18 protein-coding genes are annotated in these 16,446 nt (G+C 74.9%); 8 read left to right on the forward strand and 10 right to left on the reverse strand.

Features of this window, described 5'->3' with window-relative positions; all coding sequences use genetic code 11:
• Positions 1 to 99 precede the first annotated feature (99 nt).
• Both ACIP5W_RS07835 and ACIP5W_RS07840 read left to right on the forward strand, forming a co-directional pair.
• Positions 100 to 918, forward strand: coding sequence for an SAM-dependent methyltransferase (locus tag ACIP5W_RS07835; protein WP_401468310.1), 819 nt, complete (start codon positions 100 to 102; stop codon positions 916 to 918).
• Between the two features lie 350 nt (positions 919 to 1,268).
• Positions 1,269 to 1,814, forward strand: a complete 546-nt coding sequence (locus tag ACIP5W_RS07840; RefSeq protein ID WP_401468313.1) for a nitrate reductase molybdenum cofactor assembly chaperone — start codon at positions 1,269 to 1,271, stop codon at positions 1,812 to 1,814.
• Positions 1,815 to 1,852: 38 nt separating this feature from the next.
• On the opposite strand, the gene ACIP5W_RS07845 is transcribed toward ACIP5W_RS07840, so the two are convergent.
• The 4 genes from ACIP5W_RS07845 to ACIP5W_RS07860 all read right to left on the reverse strand — a co-directional run bounded on the left by ACIP5W_RS07845 (position 1,853) and on the right by ACIP5W_RS07860 (position 5,952).
• The gene (locus ACIP5W_RS07845; protein WP_401468316.1) at positions 1,853 to 2,608 is read right to left on the reverse strand and encodes a glycerophosphodiester phosphodiesterase family protein; all 756 of its coding nucleotides are present in this window, start codon (positions 2,606 to 2,608) and stop codon (positions 1,853 to 1,855) included.
• A 106-nt stretch (positions 2,609 to 2,714) separates the two neighbouring features.
• Positions 2,715 to 3,143, reverse strand: a complete 429-nt coding sequence (locus ACIP5W_RS07850) for an OsmC family protein (RefSeq protein ID WP_401468319.1) — start codon at positions 3,141 to 3,143, stop codon at positions 2,715 to 2,717.
• 177 nt (positions 3,144 to 3,320) lie between these two features.
• Positions 3,321 to 5,399, reverse strand: coding sequence for a phage holin family protein (locus ACIP5W_RS07855; protein ID WP_401468322.1), 2,079 nt, complete (start codon positions 5,397 to 5,399; stop codon positions 3,321 to 3,323).
• Between the two features lie 151 nt (positions 5,400 to 5,550).
• The gene (locus ACIP5W_RS07860; RefSeq protein ID WP_366061483.1) at positions 5,551 to 5,952 is read right to left on the reverse strand and encodes a hypothetical protein; all 402 of its coding nucleotides are present in this window, start codon (positions 5,950 to 5,952) and stop codon (positions 5,551 to 5,553) included.
• 84 nt (positions 5,953 to 6,036) lie between these two features.
• Between ACIP5W_RS07860 and ACIP5W_RS07865 the strand changes: the two genes are divergently transcribed.
• Together ACIP5W_RS07865 and ACIP5W_RS07870 are read left to right on the forward strand one after the other, a co-directional pair.
• Positions 6,037 to 6,810 (forward strand): MBL fold metallo-hydrolase, encoded by a 774-nt coding sequence (locus tag ACIP5W_RS07865; RefSeq protein ID WP_401468325.1) that lies wholly within the window; start codon positions 6,037 to 6,039, stop codon positions 6,808 to 6,810.
• On the forward strand, positions 6,807 to 7,433 hold the full coding sequence (locus ACIP5W_RS07870; RefSeq protein WP_401468328.1) for a DedA family protein: 627 nt from the start codon (positions 6,807 to 6,809) through the stop codon (positions 7,431 to 7,433). The genes ACIP5W_RS07865 and ACIP5W_RS07870 overlap by 4 nt, the downstream gene beginning before the upstream one ends.
• A 189-nt stretch (positions 7,434 to 7,622) precedes the next feature.
• Here the strand turns inward: ACIP5W_RS07870 and ACIP5W_RS07875 are convergent, their stop codons facing one another.
• The 3 genes from ACIP5W_RS07875 to ACIP5W_RS07885 all read right to left on the reverse strand — a co-directional run bounded on the left by ACIP5W_RS07875 (position 7,623) and on the right by ACIP5W_RS07885 (position 10,998).
• Positions 7,623 to 8,675: an MBL fold metallo-hydrolase gene (locus ACIP5W_RS07875; protein WP_401468331.1), complete on the reverse strand. Its 1,053-nt coding sequence runs from the start codon at positions 8,673 to 8,675 to the stop codon at positions 7,623 to 7,625.
• Positions 8,672 to 9,919, reverse strand: a complete 1,248-nt coding sequence (locus ACIP5W_RS07880; RefSeq protein ID WP_401468334.1) for an aminotransferase class I/II-fold pyridoxal phosphate-dependent enzyme — start codon at positions 9,917 to 9,919, stop codon at positions 8,672 to 8,674. Before ACIP5W_RS07880 ends, ACIP5W_RS07875 begins: the two co-directional genes overlap by 4 nt.
• Positions 9,920 to 10,128: 209 nt before the next feature.
• Positions 10,129 to 10,998, reverse strand: coding sequence for a hypothetical protein (locus tag ACIP5W_RS07885; RefSeq protein ID WP_401468337.1), 870 nt, complete (start codon positions 10,996 to 10,998; stop codon positions 10,129 to 10,131).
• Between the two features lie 604 nt (positions 10,999 to 11,602).
• Here ACIP5W_RS07885 and ACIP5W_RS07890 point away from each other — a divergent pair.
• Together ACIP5W_RS07890 and ACIP5W_RS07895 are read left to right on the forward strand one after the other, a co-directional pair.
• The gene (locus ACIP5W_RS07890) at positions 11,603 to 11,977 is read left to right on the forward strand and encodes a DUF2795 domain-containing protein (RefSeq protein ID WP_401468339.1); all 375 of its coding nucleotides are present in this window, start codon (positions 11,603 to 11,605) and stop codon (positions 11,975 to 11,977) included.
• A gap of 69 nt (positions 11,978 to 12,046) precedes the next feature.
• Complete coding sequence (locus ACIP5W_RS07895) at positions 12,047 to 12,589, forward strand: type 1 glutamine amidotransferase domain-containing protein (protein ID WP_401468342.1); 543 nt, start codon at positions 12,047 to 12,049, stop codon at positions 12,587 to 12,589.
• A gap of 51 nt (positions 12,590 to 12,640) precedes the next feature.
• Here ACIP5W_RS07895 and ACIP5W_RS07900 read toward each other — a convergent pair whose 3' ends face one another.
• The 3 genes from ACIP5W_RS07900 to ACIP5W_RS07910 form a co-directional block, all read right to left on the reverse strand.
• Positions 12,641 to 12,973, reverse strand: a complete 333-nt coding sequence (locus tag ACIP5W_RS07900) for a DUF6158 family protein (RefSeq protein WP_401468345.1) — start codon at positions 12,971 to 12,973, stop codon at positions 12,641 to 12,643.
• Between the two features lie 220 nt (positions 12,974 to 13,193).
• Complete coding sequence (locus ACIP5W_RS07905) at positions 13,194 to 14,813, reverse strand: ATP-binding cassette domain-containing protein (protein ID WP_401468348.1); 1,620 nt, start codon at positions 14,811 to 14,813, stop codon at positions 13,194 to 13,196.
• 83 nt (positions 14,814 to 14,896) lie between these two features.
• Positions 14,897 to 15,238: a hypothetical protein gene (locus tag ACIP5W_RS07910; protein ID WP_401468351.1), complete on the reverse strand. Its 342-nt coding sequence runs from the start codon at positions 15,236 to 15,238 to the stop codon at positions 14,897 to 14,899.
• A gap of 132 nt (positions 15,239 to 15,370) precedes the next feature.
• Here ACIP5W_RS07910 and ACIP5W_RS07915 point away from each other — a divergent pair, with 132 nt between their 5' ends.
• Complete coding sequence (locus ACIP5W_RS07915; RefSeq protein WP_401468354.1) at positions 15,371 to 16,192, forward strand: methyltransferase domain-containing protein; 822 nt, start codon at positions 15,371 to 15,373, stop codon at positions 16,190 to 16,192.
• Between the two features lie 42 nt (positions 16,193 to 16,234).
• Positions 16,235 to 16,405: a hydrophobic protein gene (locus ACIP5W_RS07920; RefSeq protein ID WP_401468357.1), complete on the forward strand. Its 171-nt coding sequence runs from the start codon at positions 16,235 to 16,237 to the stop codon at positions 16,403 to 16,405.
• The last annotated feature ends 41 nt before the right edge of the window (positions 16,406 to 16,446 follow it).

A 16,446-nucleotide genomic window follows, 5' to 3' on the forward strand; every position in this document is an offset into this window, starting at 1 on the left:
CCCGAACGCCACCGCGGACGCCGGCCTTCCGGCCGTTCCCACCCGTTCCACTCACCAGGCACCACTCATCACCCACCAGTCGCCAGGAGAAGACCGCGCATGACCGGACCCGAGCCCGAGGCCACCGTCCGCATCGACACCAGCAGGCCGCATCCGGCACGGGTGTACGACTGGTGGCTGGGCGGCAAGGACAACTATCCCGTGGACGAGGAACTGGCCCGCAGGATCCTCGCCGTGGACGGCACCGTGTTACGCGGGGCGCGCGCCAACCGCCGGTTCATGCAGCGGGCCGTGCGCACGGTCGCCGAGACCGGCGTGCGCCAGTTCCTGGACATCGGTACGGGCATCCCCACCGAGCCCAATCTGCACCAGGTGGCACAGAGTGTCGCCCCCGAGTCGAGGGTCGTCTACGCCGACAACGATCCGATCGTGCTGCGGCACGCCCAGGCGCTGCTGCACGGCTCGGCCGAGGGCGCCACCGAGTACGTGCACGCCGATGTCCGGGACGTCGACACCCTGCTGCACCGGGCGGCCGATTTCCTGGACCTCGGCCGGCCGGTGTCGCTGTCCCTGGTGGCGCTGACCCACTACCTGGGCGAGGACCCGGCGGGCGACGACGTGTACGGGCTGCTGAAGCGGTACGTCGACGCGCTGGCACCCGGCAGCCACCTGATCCTCTCCCAGGTCACCCCCGACCTGAACCCGGAGGCGATCGAGAACGCCGCGAACCATTTCCGGCGCGGCGGGACCCCCTTCCACCCCCGCTCGCTGACGGAGTTCTCCCGCTTCTTCGAGGGCCTGGAGCTGCTGGGTCCGGGGGTGATCCCGGTCTCCGGCTGGCGGCCCGACCCCGAGGACGTCGCCCTGCAGGCGGACGGGATCGTGCCGGTGTACGCGGGGGTGGCCCGCAAGCCCTGAGGCCGCCGGGCGCCGGGGCGCGCGGTCCCGGACGCCGACGCGGGTGACCCGTACGGGCGCAGTGAACGGGTGCGCTCCCGCGCCCGCCCCTAGGTTCGGGACAGGGGTGAGCAGAGGGAGCGCCCTGTGACCGACACGCGGAGACCGCCCACCGGACCTCGAACCACCGGACTTCGGTCCACCGGACTTCGGTCCACCGGACCTCGGTCCACCGGACCTCGAACCGCCGCCTCGCAGCCCACCGGCCCGCAGCACCTCGAACCGGGGCACCTCGAACCGGGGCACCTCGAACCGCCGGGCGCGGCAGCGGCCTCGGCCGCACCGCGCGTGCGCCCCGTGAAGGAGGCGTGATGCCCTCGGACGCCGTGCTGTACCAGGCGGCCGCGCTCTGCCTGACGTACCCCGACCACGATCTGTACGCGAGGCTGCCCCTGCTGCGCGAAGCGGCCCCGCCCTTGAGGGAGTTCACCGACCACGCGGCCGTCACGCCACGGGCGGAGCTGGCCGAGCACTACGTGCGGGTCTTCGACTCCGAGGAACGGCACAGCCTGCGTCTGGGCCGGTGGTACGACGAGAGCGACCCGTGCGGCGGTGTCTCCCAGGCCCGCTTCGAGGACTCCTACCGGCGGCACGGGCTGGAGTTCACCGGCGACGAACCGCCCGACTTCCTGCCGGCGGTCCTGGAGTTCGCCGCCCGCACCGGCGACACCGGCCTGCTCACCGGGCACCGCGCCGGGCTGGAGCGGCTGCGCTCCCGGCTCACCGGCTTCGGCACACCGTACGCGTCGGTCCTGAACGCCGTATGCGCCACACTGCCGACCGCGTACGACAGACCGTGGACGGATGGCTGCATCCGGACGACGGAGAACGGACGACGGACGACGGACAACGGGTGACGGGTGACGCCCGGTGGGCGCGGGCGGTCGTCGCGGGTTCACCGGGGCGGGCCGGCCGCCGGAAGGTCACGGTGTGGTTCGTCGCGCAGCCGCACCGCGTGCCACGGCCGGTCGGTGACCAGCACGTCCACCCGGGGGTCGGCGAGGAAGGTCCGCAGTCCGGCGTCGTCGTTGACCGTCCACACCAGGGTGAACAGGCCCTGCCGGGCCGCCCCGCGCAGTACGGTGGCGCGGGCCAGCCGCTGGTGGACGGCGACGCCGTGGGCTCCGCAGGCCCGCAGGCGCCGGGCGGGGAACAGTTCGCTCGCACGGGTCCCGGCCAGCCGGACCGTCGCGACCTCCCGGCGGTCCCGCCCCAGCGACAGGGCGGTGCGCACGCCGGGAAAGCCGCGGGTGATCGCGGCGACGGAACGGTCCTCCAGCGTCGTGGCGACGAACCCGTCCCGGCCGAGCAGCGTCACGGCGAGGTCGATCAACTCCCGCTCGTGGCCCGTCTCCTTCAGGTCCAGATGTCCGATCAGCCTGCCCGCGACCAGCGTCATGACCTCCTCGGCGAGGGGTACGGCGTGTCCGGTGCGCGCGCACAGCTCGGCGTAGGTGAGGCGGGACAGCGGGGGCCCGGTGCCTGCGGCGCGCGGGTCGTGGTGGACGACGAACACGCCGTCGGCGGTGCGCCGGACGTCGAACTCGGCGTACTCGGCGCCCGAGGAGAGCGCGTCCTCGTAGGCATCGAGGGTGGCGGCCGTGCGGTGCTCGCTGCCGCCGCGGTGGGCGGAGACGGCGGGTCGTGTCATGCCTCCTCCTCACGGACGCGGCGGACACGGCCGACACGGCCGACGCAGCGGCCCCGGGCACCCGGCCGGTCGTGCGGTCGGCGCGACCGGCCGGGTGCCCGGCGGCTCAGGCGAGCTTCGCGGACAGGGTGATCGGTACGGCCTTCAGGGCCTGCGAGACCGGGCAGTTGACCTTGGCCTGCTCGGCCGCGGCGACGAACGCGTCGTTGTCGAGGCCCGGCACGGTGCCCTCCACGGTGAGGTGGATGCCCGTGATGCCCTCGCCCGGCTGGAAGGTGACGTCGGCGGAGCTGACCAGCTTGGTGGGCGGGGTGCCGGCACCGGCCAGGGCGTGCGAGAAGGCCATGGAGAAGCAGCTGGAGTGGGCGGCGGCGATCAGCTCCTCCGGGCTGGTCTTTCCGTTCGCCTCCTGGGTGCGGGCGGCCCACGTCACGGGCTGCTCGTCGATGGCACCGGAGGAGTCGAAGGTGACGACCCCGTTCCCCTCGATCAGGCTGCCTTCCCAGACGGTGTGTGCGGAGCGCGTGGTGGCCACGGTTCTTCCTTTCGCATGGTTTTCCCGTACGACGGGTTTCCGTACCCATCCGATCACACTCCCGCTCACCGCACCCGGAAGACCGGCCCCCGGGGGTGAACGGCGGTCGGCGCCCCCGCCGCGCGGGGTGGCCGGGCGGCGCAGCCCGTCGTCCCGCGGCGCGCACCGGCCGGTTCTTCAGGCGGCCCGCTCCCCCGGGACGGTCTCCAGCGGCACCTGGGGCCCGTCCGATTCGCGCAGCCAGCGGCGCAGGACGCGGTGGACCTGCTCGGCGCCGGTCAGGTCGGCGCCGTCCGCGGTCGGCGCGGACAGGGCGAGCGGGGACAGCAGGAACGGTTTCGACTGGGCGCCGCCGAGGCCGCCGTGGGAGCCGATCTGCTCCTCGAAGGCGAGGACCTCGCCGTCGGCGGGGTCGTGGAAGGAGTTGACCATGATGTCGGCGGTGTGCGGGAAGGAGTGGGTGCGGCGCACGGCCTCGACGGCACCCGGCCCGAACCCGGCCAGCGGGCCGGGATCCTCGTCGAGCCGGTCGAGGGGGATCTGGGCGCCGTACGCGCCCAGCACCACTCCGCCGTGCTCCTCGCTGCGGACGAGGAGGAAGCCGATGCCGGGGTGGTTGGCGAGCGTGGTGAGCAGGGCGGGGTGACGGGCGTCGATCTCCTCCTTGCTCATCCGGTGCGGCACGTCCGGGAAGGAGACCAGGCCGAGGTTGCCGGAGGCGAGCACGATCGGCTCCGGGCGGGGGGCGTGGCGGTGCTGTCCGCCGCCCTCCTCGACGGGTCTGTGCAGTGCGGCCCGGACGGCCGCGCGGGCCTCGGCGCCGCTGTGGGTGCGCCGCGCCCGGCGCGGCACGGGCAGCCCGCAGCCGGCCCGGACCAGGTCGGCGAGGGTGAGGCCGTAGCGGGCGCGGAAGGTCTCGCCGGGGCTCTGCCCGTGGTCGGACAGGACGACGATGCGGTACGGCCGCGGGGCGTGCTCGGCGACGTTCTCGACGAGTGCCAGCGAGCGGTCGAGGCGGGCGAGGACCTGCTCGGTGTCGCGGCCGAGCGGCCCGGAGTGGTGAGCGACCTCGTCGTAGCCGACCAGGTCGGCGTAGACGGCACTGCGGCCGGCCAGCATGTCGCCCATCACGGCGGCGACGACGACGTCCCGCTCGACGACGGTCGCGAAGGCGCGGATGAACGGGTACAGGCCGCCGCGGGACACCCGCGGCCGCTGCCCCCGCAGCCGGGCGCGGGTGGACTGGCCGATCTCCCGGCCGCTCTCCGCCACGAAGGACAGGGCGGTGCGGACGGCGTTGGCGGGGTCGGAGAAGTAGGCGAAGTACCCGGCCCGGGAGCGGGTCTCGCGGCTGCGGCGGGTGGCGATGGACAGGACGAGGGCCTGTTCGTCGGCGCCGCCGCCGAAGAGGTTGCCGCGGCTGGCGCCGTCGGCGGAGAGCAGCCCGCCGTCGCCGGTGCGTTCCACGGCGCGGCGCTGGAGTTCGGCGGCGCTGGTGGGACGGTTGCAGACCATCACCTCGCGGCTGTCCTTCTCGTACCAGCGGAAGGCGGGCACGTCGAAGTTGCTGCCGTGCAGGATGCCGAGCTGGCTGGCCCCGGTCTGGCTGGACCAGTCGGTGCGCCACGGGGTGAGGCGGTGGGTGGGGCGGGCCGCCGTGCCCGGTCCGGCGCCCAGCCATCTGGCGACGGTCGGCATCAGGCCCTTCGCGACGGCCGCGGCCAGCACGTCGTGGCCGACGCCGTCGAGCTGGACGAAGACGGTGCCGTGGGTGGTGGGGCAGGCGGGGCCGCGGCCGCGGCGGCGGTCGGCGAGACGGTACAGACGGCGCCGGTAGGCCTCGTCGTCGCGGACGGCTAGGGCGCCGCCGGTGGCGGAGGCGACGGCGGACATCACGGCGGCGACGATGACGGCGGTCTCGGGGGCGGCCTCGCTCTGGCCCGACGGGTTGAGCCGCAGGGCCAGCAGCAGCAGCGAACCGTTGAGGAAGAACACCAGCAGGCCGAGGACGAGCGCCGGCACCAGCAGCAGCAACCGGACCAGCAGCGGCCAGACGAGCGCCGACAGGACGCCGAAGACACCGGCCCCGACGGCCGCGGTGACGGCGATGGTGGTGGCGCTGTCGCCGTCGGGCGACTGGAGCCGGAAGTCCGGCAGGATGCCCGCGAGCACCAGCATCGTGACGGTGGAGACGCCCCACACCGCGACGCTCCGCCCGGCCTGACTGACGGCCCGCCGCCAACGCCCCTGACCCACGCCCCGTACACCTCACGTCCCGGGCCGTCGTCGGTGCGGCCCTGTGCCCCACCACCCTGTCACACGGACGGTCGGCGGCGACGCCCCGAAGGGGGCACGGGGACGCACCGACGTGCGGGTCCGCCGCCGGGGGCGAGGACCGCGCGGGCGGTCAGCGGCCGTCGTACCCGGCCGTCGGCATCGAAAGCCTCCTGTGCACCCGCGCCTTCATCTGCGCGTCGTAGGCAGGTTCGGCGACGCCCACCGTCTCCACCCGCACCCCCCGCCGCGCGCACTCCTCGGCGAACTCGTCCACGGACGACAGGGCGCTCTCCAGGACCCGCCGGCTGGGCGCGACGAAGAGGTCGACGCCGGGCCTGACCCCGTCCCACAGCACGCAGTGGTCCGGCCGCAGCCCGCGCACCAGCAGCTCGCGGCTGACGACGTAGCCCCGTTCCGCGGCCCACCGCGCGCACATCGCGTGCTGGCCGCGGGAATCCACCAGGAAGGGATCGGCGTCCAATTCCTCCAGCGGCGTCAGACTCGCGATCGCCGTGACCCGCACCGGTCCCATGGCGTCCCCCTCACCTCCGGGTTTCGCCGCCGACCCTACTCCTGCCCGTAGGCTTCGGGGGAGTCGCGCGAAGGGGGCAAAGGGGTGCCGGTGGAGATCACGTGGTGGGGTCATGCCACCTGCACGATCACGGATTCGGACGTCCGTGTGCTGACCGATCCCCTGTTCGCCCGCCGGCTCGCGCATCTGCGCCGGCGCCGGGGGGCGCCGCCCCCGCCCGACGCCTGGCGCGCGGACGTGGCGCTCGTGTCGCACCTGCACTCCGATCATCTGCACATTCCCTCGCTGGCGCGCCTCGCGCCGGGCACGCGCCTGCTGGTGCCCCGGGGTGCGCCGCGCGCCGTCCCGGGCCTGCGGCGCCTGGGCCACCTGCGGCTGACCGAGGTGGCGCCGGGTGACGAGGCGACCCTCGGTGACCTGCGCGTACGGGTCGTGCCCGCGCGGCACGACGGGCGGCGGCTGCCGGTCGGCCGGCACCACTCCCCCGCGCTCGGGTACGTCGTGGAGGGCGAGGCGCGGACGTACTTCGCCGGGGACACCGGCCTGTTCGAGTCGATGGCCGAGGAGGTCGGGCCGGTCGACGTGGCGCTGCTGCCGGTGGGCGGCTGGGGGCCGTACCTCGGGGAGGGACACCTGGACGCGGGCCGGGCCGCGGAGGCGCTGGCCCGGCTGGCACCGCGCAGTGCGGTGCCGGTGCACTACGGCACGTACTGGCCGATCGGCATGGACGCCGTGCGCCCCCATGAATTCCACGCGCCGGGCGAGGAGTTCGTGCGCCTGGCGGCCGAGCGCGCGCCGGACGTGGTGGTGCACCGGCTCGGGCACGGGGAGAGCGCGCGCCCCGGGGTCGCGCGATGACGCCGCTGGCCGCCGTCCCGACGGTCATACCGACCGAGTCCACGCAGCAGGCGTTCGGCTACCCCTCCCTGTTCCTGCTGGTGCTGATCGGTGCGCTGGTGCCGGTGGTGCCGACGGGGGCGCTGGTGAGTTCGGCGGCCGTGGTCGCCTTCCACCAGACGGCGCCGTTCGCGCTGGCCCTGGTGTTCGTGACGGCGTCGCTGGCCGCGTTCTGCGGGGACGTCGGGCTGTACTGGCTGGGCCGGCGCGGGATGCGGTCGAAGAACGGCTCGCGCTGGCTGGCGGCGATCCGGTCGCGGGCGCCGGAGGAGCGGCTCGCGCAGGCCCAGGAGAAGCTCGCCGACCACAGCACGGCCGTACTCGTGCTGTCCCGGCTGGTGCCCGCGGGCCGCATACCGGTGATGCTGGCCTGCCTGATGGCCGACTGGCCGCTGCGCCGGTTCGCACGGGGCGACCTGCCGGCCTGCCTGGCGTGGGCGGTGACCTACCAGTTGATCGGCATCCTCGGCGGCTCGCTGTTCCCCGAGCCGTGGGAGGGCGTCGTGGCGGCGGTCGCCCTGACCCTGGTCATCAGCGCGGTACCGGGCCTGTGGCGCAGGCTGCGGGAGCGGTCGACGGGATGAGTGCCGCGGGGCCGCGGACCGCGGGCCGGACAGTGCGACACCGCAGGCGGCGGGCCGCCCCCGGCGACCGGTCGCGCGGCTCCCGGGTGTCCGGGGCGCACCGTCCGCACGCCCCTGAGCCGCACCCGCTCATCCTCTCGCCCGTCCCCCGTCCCCCGTCCCCTCCCTCCGTCCGAGCCGAGCGCAGCGTCACAGCACCCGTGAGCCCCCCACCGGCAGATCCCACAGGTCCTCGCGGGGCAGACCGGCCTTCTCCCAGGCGGCGCGGACGCGGGTGAGGGGTTCGAGGACGGGTTCGGCGGAGAGGACGAAGGTGCCCCAGTGCATGGGTGCCATCCGGCGTGCCCCCAGGTCGCGTGCCGCCCGTACCGCCTCCTCCGGGTCGCAGTGGACGTCGCTGAGCCACCAGCGGGGGTCGTAGGCGCCGATGGGCAGCAGCGCGAGGTCGATCCCGGGGTAGCGCTGTCCGATGCGGGAGAACCAGTGGCCGTAGCCCGTGTCGCCCGCGAAGTGGACGCGGCGTCCGTCGGGGTCGGTGAGGACCCAGCCGCCCCACAGGGTGCGGCAGGTGTCGGTGAGGCTGCGCTTGGACCAGTGGTGGGCCGGTACGAAGTCGAAGCGCACTCCGGACAGTTCGGCCGCCTCCCACCAGTCCAGCTCGGTGACGCGGACGAACCGGCGGCGCCGGAACCAGCGGCCGAGCCCGGCGGGCACGAACACCGGTGTGTCGCGCGGGAGTCGGCGCAGGGTGGGGGCGTCGAGGTGGTCGTAGTGGTTGTGGCTGATGACGACGGCGTCGACGGGCGGCAGGTCCTCCCAGGGGATGCCGACGGGGGTGATGCGGGCCGGGGTGCCGATGATGCGGCGGGACCAGACCGGGTCGGTCAGGACGGTCAGCCCGCCGATCCGCACCACCCAACTGGCGTGTCCCGCCCAGGTGACGGCGACGGTGCGGGTGTCGACGCGGGGCAGCGGGCCGGGCTCGAAGGGCAGTCGCGCGAGGTCGGCGAGGCCTTCCTTCCCGGGCCGCACGGCGCCTTCGCGGGCGAAGCGGGCGAGGGCCCTGAGGCCGGGCAGCGGGGCGGTCAGCCGGTCGTGGAAGGTGCGGGGCCACACCCGGGGTTCGCCCAGCGGGCGCGGCTCGGCGAGCGGCGGGACGGGAGAGGTCACGGGGGACTCGACCGGCGGGGTGCCGGTGTCCCGCACGGGCGTGGGGGTGGTCGACTCGGACTGCTGCGTCATCGAGGAGGCTCCCATCGCTGAGCGTCGTCACGGAGGTCGTCGAGGACCGACCTCAGGTGGGTCAACGCGCGTTGCACGTGTGGCAGTTCCAACGGATCGGGCGACATGAGGCATTCCGTGCGCTGCGCGTGCGTTCCGCCGAGCAGCATGCCCGTGGAGAGCCGTACGCGCAGCGCGCCGAGGTCGTCGCCGAAGCGGTGGCCGCCCGGCGCGGGCATGCCGAGCCGGGCGGTGAGGAGGTCCTCCAGGTCCTGCGCGTCGCCGACGCCCCGCGCGGCCGACTCCTCGCGCAGCGGCCCGAGGTCGACGTACAGGTGGCGGCCGGCGCGCGGCGGCAGGGCGAGGACGCCCGCGGCGACGACGGCGGTGTGCGCGGCGGCGGCCACGCGCGCGTGCAGGCGTACGGCGGTGTCGACACGCGTGGTGACGGGCTCGGGTTCGGACAGCGCGAAGGCGGCGGCCGCGGCGACGGGGGCGGCGACGCGCGCGTCGAGTGCGGTGAGGACGTCGAGCACGCGCGCGTGGAGGTCGTCCCCGGCGGCCGTGGCGGGGAGGCGGGCGACGGCGGCGGGCCAGCCGGTGGGCAGCAGGGCGCCGGCGAGGTCGCTGACGACGGTGACCCGGTCGGGCAGCATCTCGGCGGGGCTGACCAGGACGGTGTCGTGCGGGGCGTGCAGGGTGTCGCGCCAGGTCTCGTCGCTGATCAGGTGCAGGCCCTCGCCGGCGGCGGCCTCCACGGCCTCGTGCAGCGCCTCGGGCGGGGCGACGGTGGCGGTGGGGTCGTCGGCGAAGGACAGCACCAGCAGTCGGGGGTCGCCGCCCTCGGCACGGACCCGGCGCACGGTCTCCAGGAGGGCGTAGGGGTCGGGGACGCCGCCGCACTCGGCGGGGGTGGGCACGTGGAAGACGGGCCGCTCCAGCAGCCGGGCGTACGGCGCCCACCAGGCAGCACAGGGCCTCGGCACCAGGACGTCGCCGCCGAGGGCGGCGGTCAGCGCGACCAGCAGGGCGGGGGCGCCGGGTCCCGCCACGACCCGGTCCGGCCCGGTGGGGGTGCCGCGCCGTTCCCAGTAGCCGCAGGCGGCGTCCAGGAGGGCGCGGCCGCCGCCGACGGGTTCGCCCTCGGGGCGTTCGGCGGCCGCGGCGAGGACGGCGGCGAGGTCGGGCAGCACGGGCAGGCCGTCCGCGGGCAGCTCCGGCCCGAAGCGGACGGGGCCGTGCCCTTCCGGTTCCGTGCCCCGCATGCCGTCCTCCGCGCCGTCGGTGCCTGGTGCCCTGCGCCCTGTGCCGCCGCCGGACTCGTCGTACGGCTGCGGGACCTCGTCCGCGTGCCGGGTGGTGCGGGGCGGGGTGTCCGGGGCCGGGCGGGCTCTCGGGTGCCGAGTACCCCGTGTGCCGTCGCCCCATGGCAGCGGGCCGGGGTCGCGCCGGTCGCCCCGCGGGCGGGGCGGGGTCAGACGCCCGCCGTACGGTCCCGGCGGCGCAGCCGGTGGACGGCCGCGCCGAGTGCGCCGGCGATGAGCAGCCCGCCGGCGACCAGGGCGGGGACGGAGTCGGTGAAGGTGCCGCCGGTGCCGGCGCGTACGCCGTGCTGGACGGCGGCTCCGGGGCAGGCGGCGCCGTGCGACGCGGTGTCGTGCGACGGGGTGTCGCGGGAGGTGGTGCCGTGCGACGGGGTGTCGCGGGAGACGGTGTCGCGGGAGGTGGGGCAGGGCTGGGGCGCGGGGCGGGTGGGGCAGGGGGCGGGGTGACCGGCGGCGCACGGCTGGGGCGGGGGCGTGGCGCAGGCCGTGGGGTGCGCGGGGGCGCAGCTCGGGGCGCTCGGCCCCGCGCCGTCGCCGCTCGCGCCGTCGCCGCCCGCGCCGCTGCCGCCCGCGCTGCTGCCGCCCGCGCCGTCGCCGCCCGCGCGGGGGACGTCGTAGGTGGCGCTCCACGGGCCGCCCTGGCCGCCGGGCGGTGCCGGGCAGGTGCCGTCGACGGTCCAGGCGGAGTCCGTTCCGACCGCGTCGGCCGGTACGTCGAGGTCCGCGGCCGGGGCGATCCGGGCGGTGCCCCGGTAGGCGGGGCCGGTCAGCTCGTCGCCGCCGGGCTCCAGGGTGAGCTCGACGGTGCCTTCCTCGAAGGCGTCCGAGGCGGCGTCGATGGTCCGGGGGGCGGGCGCGCCGAGGGGGTCGCAGGTGACGGTGACGGTGACGCTGCCCCCCGGAGCGGCCGTGGCCGGGCTGATCTCCGCCGCCGGGTCCGCGGACGCGGCCGGGGCGACGCCGGCCAGTACGGCACCGGCCAGGGCGGCGACGGACAGGACACGGGCGGTGGGGCGCATGGGACGGCTCCTTCGGCCGACGGCTGCGAGGCACATGTCCGTGCCTCCCGGCCATCACAGCCCGCGCGGTCCGCCACCGCCCGCGGCCGCGGTCCATTGGCGGGACGGCCGCACCCGATCGGGTGACGGGTGCGGTGGGGAGGGCGTGGCTGTCGAAGGCGTGGCCGGGCTCGGGGTCGTGGCGGTCGACGGCCTCGATCGGGCCGAGGGCGGCGGCCCGGCGCAGGCGCTCGGCGCTCTCGCCCCGGTCGCGGAAGCCTCCGGCGCGGCAGCCGTCCACGAGCGGCCAAGCCTCGACGATCCGCTGACGGGGCGCGCCGCACCGGGGCCGGGGCAGCTCGGTGAGGGTACGGAGAGCGCAGGCGGTGTCGGGCGCGTCGTCGTACGGACGGTGTCTCACGCCCGCCCGGGCCGCCGAACGCCACCGACCCGGCGGTGCCGCCGGTGCCGCCGCACGCGACGTGGGTTCACGGTGAAGGCGCAGGAGTTCCCGCCGGGGCGCGAGCGGAGGTGAGGGCGTCCACGACTTCGGCGGCGGGGACCCGTGTCGGTTCCGGCCCCTCGGGTACGCGGAGGGCCTGCACCCGAGGGAGTGGAGGGAGACATGCAGCGAGGCAGCGACCGGCTGAGTGTCCACCGGGACGACGAGATGAAGCACGAGCTGCAGGGCCTGCTGAGGTCCGGGCACCCCACGCGCTCCGAGGAATGGCACGACCCCGAGCCGTCCGCGGAGGACGATCCGCAGGTCTGGGGCGGACCGGTGGCGCCGGGGGACGCGCGGGCGTCGCTGGCGACGGTACGGCTGGAACTGGCCCGCATCCTGGGCCGCAGCTCGTTCCCCGCCGGACCTCAGGAACTGGCGGGGACCCTGCGTCGCAAGAACGCGCCGGACACGCTCGTCGAGGCGGTACGGCAACTGCCGCACAAGCAGCGCTACGCCACCGTGCAGGAGCTGGCCGAGACCCTGACCAGGGCCTGAACAGGGCCTGAACAGGGGCAGCGCCCGAGCGGAAACACCGGGAAACACCAGAAAGGACGTTGAACGATCATGCGCATCGCGTTTCTGACGGCCCCCGAGGGCGTCGAGCAGGTGGAGCTGACCGACCCCTGGCAGGCGGCGGTGGACGCGGGACACGAACCCGTGCTGGTGTCGACCGAGCGGGGTGAGATCCAGGCCTTCAACCATCTCGACAAGGCGGACACCTTCCCCGTCGACGAGGTGGCCGGCGAGGCCTCGGCGGACTCCTTCGGCGGCCTGGTGCTGCCGGGCGGGGTCGCGAACCCCGACGTCCTGCGCGCCGACGACAAGGCGGTGGCGTTCGTCAAGGCGTTCTTCGAGCAGGGCCGGCCGGTCGCCGCGATCTGCCACGCCCCGTGGACGCTGGTCGAGGCGGACGTGGTGCGGGGCCGGGTGCTGACCTCCTGGCCGAGCCTGCGGACCGACATCCGCAACGCCGGCGGCGACTGGGTCGACGAGCAGGTCAAGGTCTGCGACCACGGCCCGAACAAGCTCGTGACCAGCCGCAAGCCGGACGATCTGAAGGCGTTCTGCGAGACCTTCCTGGACGTGTTCGCCCAGGAAGCCGCCTGAGGGGCTGCCGCGCGCCGGGAGATCAGGTGGGCGGAGCGGCTCCGGCGGGGTTCAGACCCGGCCGGGGCCGTTCGCCGTGCCGGGACCCCACTTGCCGACGGGCGTGCCCGGGCGGTCGGTGCCGTCGGCCCGGCCGGCGCGTTCCCGGGCACCGTCGCGGGTGCGGCCGGGCGAGACGAAGCGGCGCGGGTTGCGGCGCAGGTACTCGCCCTCCAGCTTCGCCATCCGGTCGTTGTGGGCGCGCAGGGCGTCGTTCGAGCCGTACAGCAGGGTGTCGTGGCGGGTGCGGTGGATCGTCTCCAGCTCTTTCATGAGCTGCTGGTCGTCCAGCCGGTCGGGGTCGACTCCGGTCATCGTGGTACCCCACTCGTCGTGTGCGTCCATGGGGTCCGGGTACCCGCCCGCGCGGCACGGACGTCCGGCCGGCATCCGGGAGGGGCCATGGATCTCGCATCCTTGAGTCCACTGTACGAACAATCCGGCTCCCGGGCCTCCGGCTGCGTCGGCACCTCCCGGCACGCCGGGAACCCGGCCTCCGAGCCCCACCTGACCGCGGGCCGCCCAGGGACGCCCCTGCGCCGGGCGTGCGGGCCGCCCCCGGCCGCTACCGGACGCGCTCCACGCGGCGCTCGTCCCACACCGGCTCCGGGGTCTCGCGGACCCGGCCGTCGCTGCCGAAGACCAGGTAGCGGTCGAAGGAGCGGGCGAACCAGCGGTCGTGGGTGACGGCCAGGACCGTGCCCTCGAAGGCCTCCAGCCCCTCCTGGAGCGCTTCGGCGGACTCCAGGTCGAGGTTGTCGGTCGGCTCGTCGAGGAGGAGGGCGGTGACGCCCTCCAGCTCCAGCAGCAGGATCTGGAAGCGGGCCTGCTGCCCGCCGGACAGCCGCTCGAAGGCCTGCTCGGCCTGCTGGGTCAGCTCGTAGCGGCGCAGCCGGGACATGGCCGCGCCGCGGTCCTGGGAGTGCTCCTGCCACAGGATGTCCAGGAGCGTGCGGCCCAGCAGTTCCGGGTGGGCGTGGGTCTGCGCGAAGTGGCCCGGCACGACCCGCGCCCCCAGCTTCCACTCCCCCGTGTGCGCCACGGTGTCGCCGGCCAGCAGGCGCAGGAAGTGCGACTTGCCGGAGCCGTTGGAGCCGAGGACGGCGACCCGCTCGCCGTAGAAGACCTCCAGGTCGAAGGGTTTCATCAGGCCGGTCAGTTCGAGGCCCTTGCAGGTGACGGCGCGCACGCCGGTGCGGCCGCCCTTGAGGCGCATGGTGATGTCCTGCTCGCGCGGCGGCTCGGGCGGCGGTCCCGCCTCCTCGAACTTGCGCAGGCGGGTCTGGGCTGCCTGGTAGCGGGAGGCCAGCTCATGGCTGACGGAGGCCGCCTGACGGAGGCTCAGCACCAGCTTCTTGAGCTGGGCGTGCTTCTCGTCCCAGCGGCGGCGCAGCTCCTCGAAGCGGGCGAAGCGTTCGCGCCGGGCCTCGTGGTAGGTGGCGAAGCCGCCGCCGTGCACCCAGGCGTCGGCGCCGGCCGGTCCCGGCTCCACGGAGACGATCTTCTCGGCGGCCCGGGAGAGGAGTTCGCGGTCGTGGGAGACGAACAGGACCGTCTTGCGGGTCTCCTTCAGCCGCTCCTCCAGCCACCGCTTCCCGGGCACGTCGAGGTAGTTGTCGGGCTCGTCGAGCAGCAGCACCTCGTCGGTGCCGCGCAGCAGCGCCTCCAGCACCAGCCGCTTCTGCTCGCCGCCGGACAGGGTGCGCACCTGACGGAACTGGGCCTTGTCGTAGGGCACGCCGAGGGCGGCCGTGGTGCACATGTCCCACAGCGTCTCGGCCTCGTAGCCGTGCGCCTCGGCCCAGTCGGACAGGGCCTGCGCGTAACCCATCTGCGCGGCCTCGTCGTCCACGGTCATGATCGCGTGCTCCGCCTTGTCGACGGCCTTCGCGGCCTCCTGGATGCGCGGCGAGGACACCGACACCAGCAGGTCCCGTACGGTCGTCTCGTCCCGTACGGAGCCCACGAACTGGCGCATCACGCCGAGCCCGCCGCCGACGGTGACGGTGCCGCCGTGCGGTTTCAGCTCGCCGGAGATCAGCCGCAGCAGGGTCGTCTTGCCGGCGCCGTTGGGTCCCACCAGGGCCACGACGGCCCCTTCGCCCACCCGGAAGGACACGTCGCCGAGCAACGCCCTCCCGTCGGGGAGGTAGTACTCGAGGTGCGCGGCTTCCAGATGTCCCATGAGGGTGCATTCTGCGGGCCGCCCACCGGATGCGGCAAACCCTTATCCATGCCTCGCCGACGCGGTCCCCGCAGGCGGGGAGATCATCCGGCCGCGCCGAGCGGCTCGCCGGCCGGTCCGTTCCCGCCCGCGGGTGCCACGGTCGCGCCCGCCCAGGTCAGGGCCTCGAATCCGGCGGTGTGGGTGCCGTCGAGGACGATGACGCCGGTGTTGGCGAGTCGGTGGGCGGCGGCGAACGGCACGTCCACGTTGCGGGCGCGGGCCGCCGTCCAGGTGCGGATCGCGGCCCCGTGGCCGACCAGGGCGACGCAGCGGGCGCCGCTCGCGGCCGGCCTCGGCGACCACGGTGTCGTAGCCGGGGGCCGCCGCCGGCACCCGTCCGCCCGGGAGGCTCGCGCCAGGGGCCCGGCCCTGGGCCGCCGCACTGGACTGACGAACCGTCAGTCCATCTTACGGAACAAACTGTCTCACCATGCGGTTGTGGGCGTACGGTGACGCGCATCAGCCCCCGGGCTCCGCCGAGCCCGGGGACCGGACCGTGAAGAAGGGGCTGAGCCATGCCGGAAGCGCGGGAGACCGCCGTCTACACCCACGGACACCACGAGTCGGTACTGCGGTCGCACACCTGGCGGACCGCCGCGAACTCGGCTGCCTACCTGCTCGGTTCACTGAAGCCGCACATGAGGATCCTGGACATCGGCTGCGGTCCGGGCACCATCACCGCCGATCTGGCCGCCCTCGTCCCCGACGGCCACGTCACCGGCGCCGACCACGCGCCCGGCGTCCTGGAGCAGGCGCGGGCCGCGGCCGCCGGCCGCGGCCTGACGAACGTCGACTTCACGGTCGCCGACGTCCACGCCCTCGACCACCCGGACGACACGTTCTGCGTGGTCCACGCCCATCAGGTGCTCCAGCACGTCGGCGACCCCGTGCAGGCGCTGCGCGAGATGCGGCGCGTCACCAGGCCCGGCGGATACGTCGCCGTCCGCGACTCGGACTACGCGGCCATGACCTGGTACCCGGCCTCGGCCGGGATGGACGACTGGCTGGACCTCTACCGTGCGGTGGCCCGCGCCAACGGCGGGGAACCCGACGCCGGACGCCGGCTGAAGGCCTGGGCACGGGAGGCGGGCTTCACGGACGTCACGGCCACCTCCGCCACCTGGACCTTCAGCACCGCCGAGGAGCGGGCCTGGTGGAGCGGCCTGTGGGCCGACCGTACCCTGGCCTCCGCCTACGCGGAACGGGCCGTCGAGGGCGGGCACGCCGACGCGGAGCGGCTGAGGGCCGCGTCCGAGGCCTGGCGGGAATGGGGGCGGCAGGAGGACGGCTGGTTCGCCGTTCTGCACGGGGAGATTCTGTGCAAAAAGGACGCCTGAATCGCGAATTCGGGGAAACCCGGGCGGCAGGAGGTCGAAACTATGGTTCCCATCCTGCTGGTACTGCTTCTGGTGCTGATTCTTTTCGGTGCCGGATTCGCAGTGAAGGTGCTCTGGTGGATCGCGATCGCGGTTCTCGTTCTCTGGCTCCTGGGGTTCCTGATGCGCGGTACCACCGCGAGCGGGGGCCGAGGCCGTTGGTACAGGTGGTGAATGAGCCCCGGTGGTGAATCAGCCCCGGGAGCGTCCCACCG

The sequence above is a fragment of the Streptomyces sp. NPDC088766 genome (genome assembly GCF_044750845.1).
Taxonomy (GTDB): Bacteria; Actinomycetota; Actinomycetes; order Streptomycetales; family Streptomycetaceae; genus Streptomyces.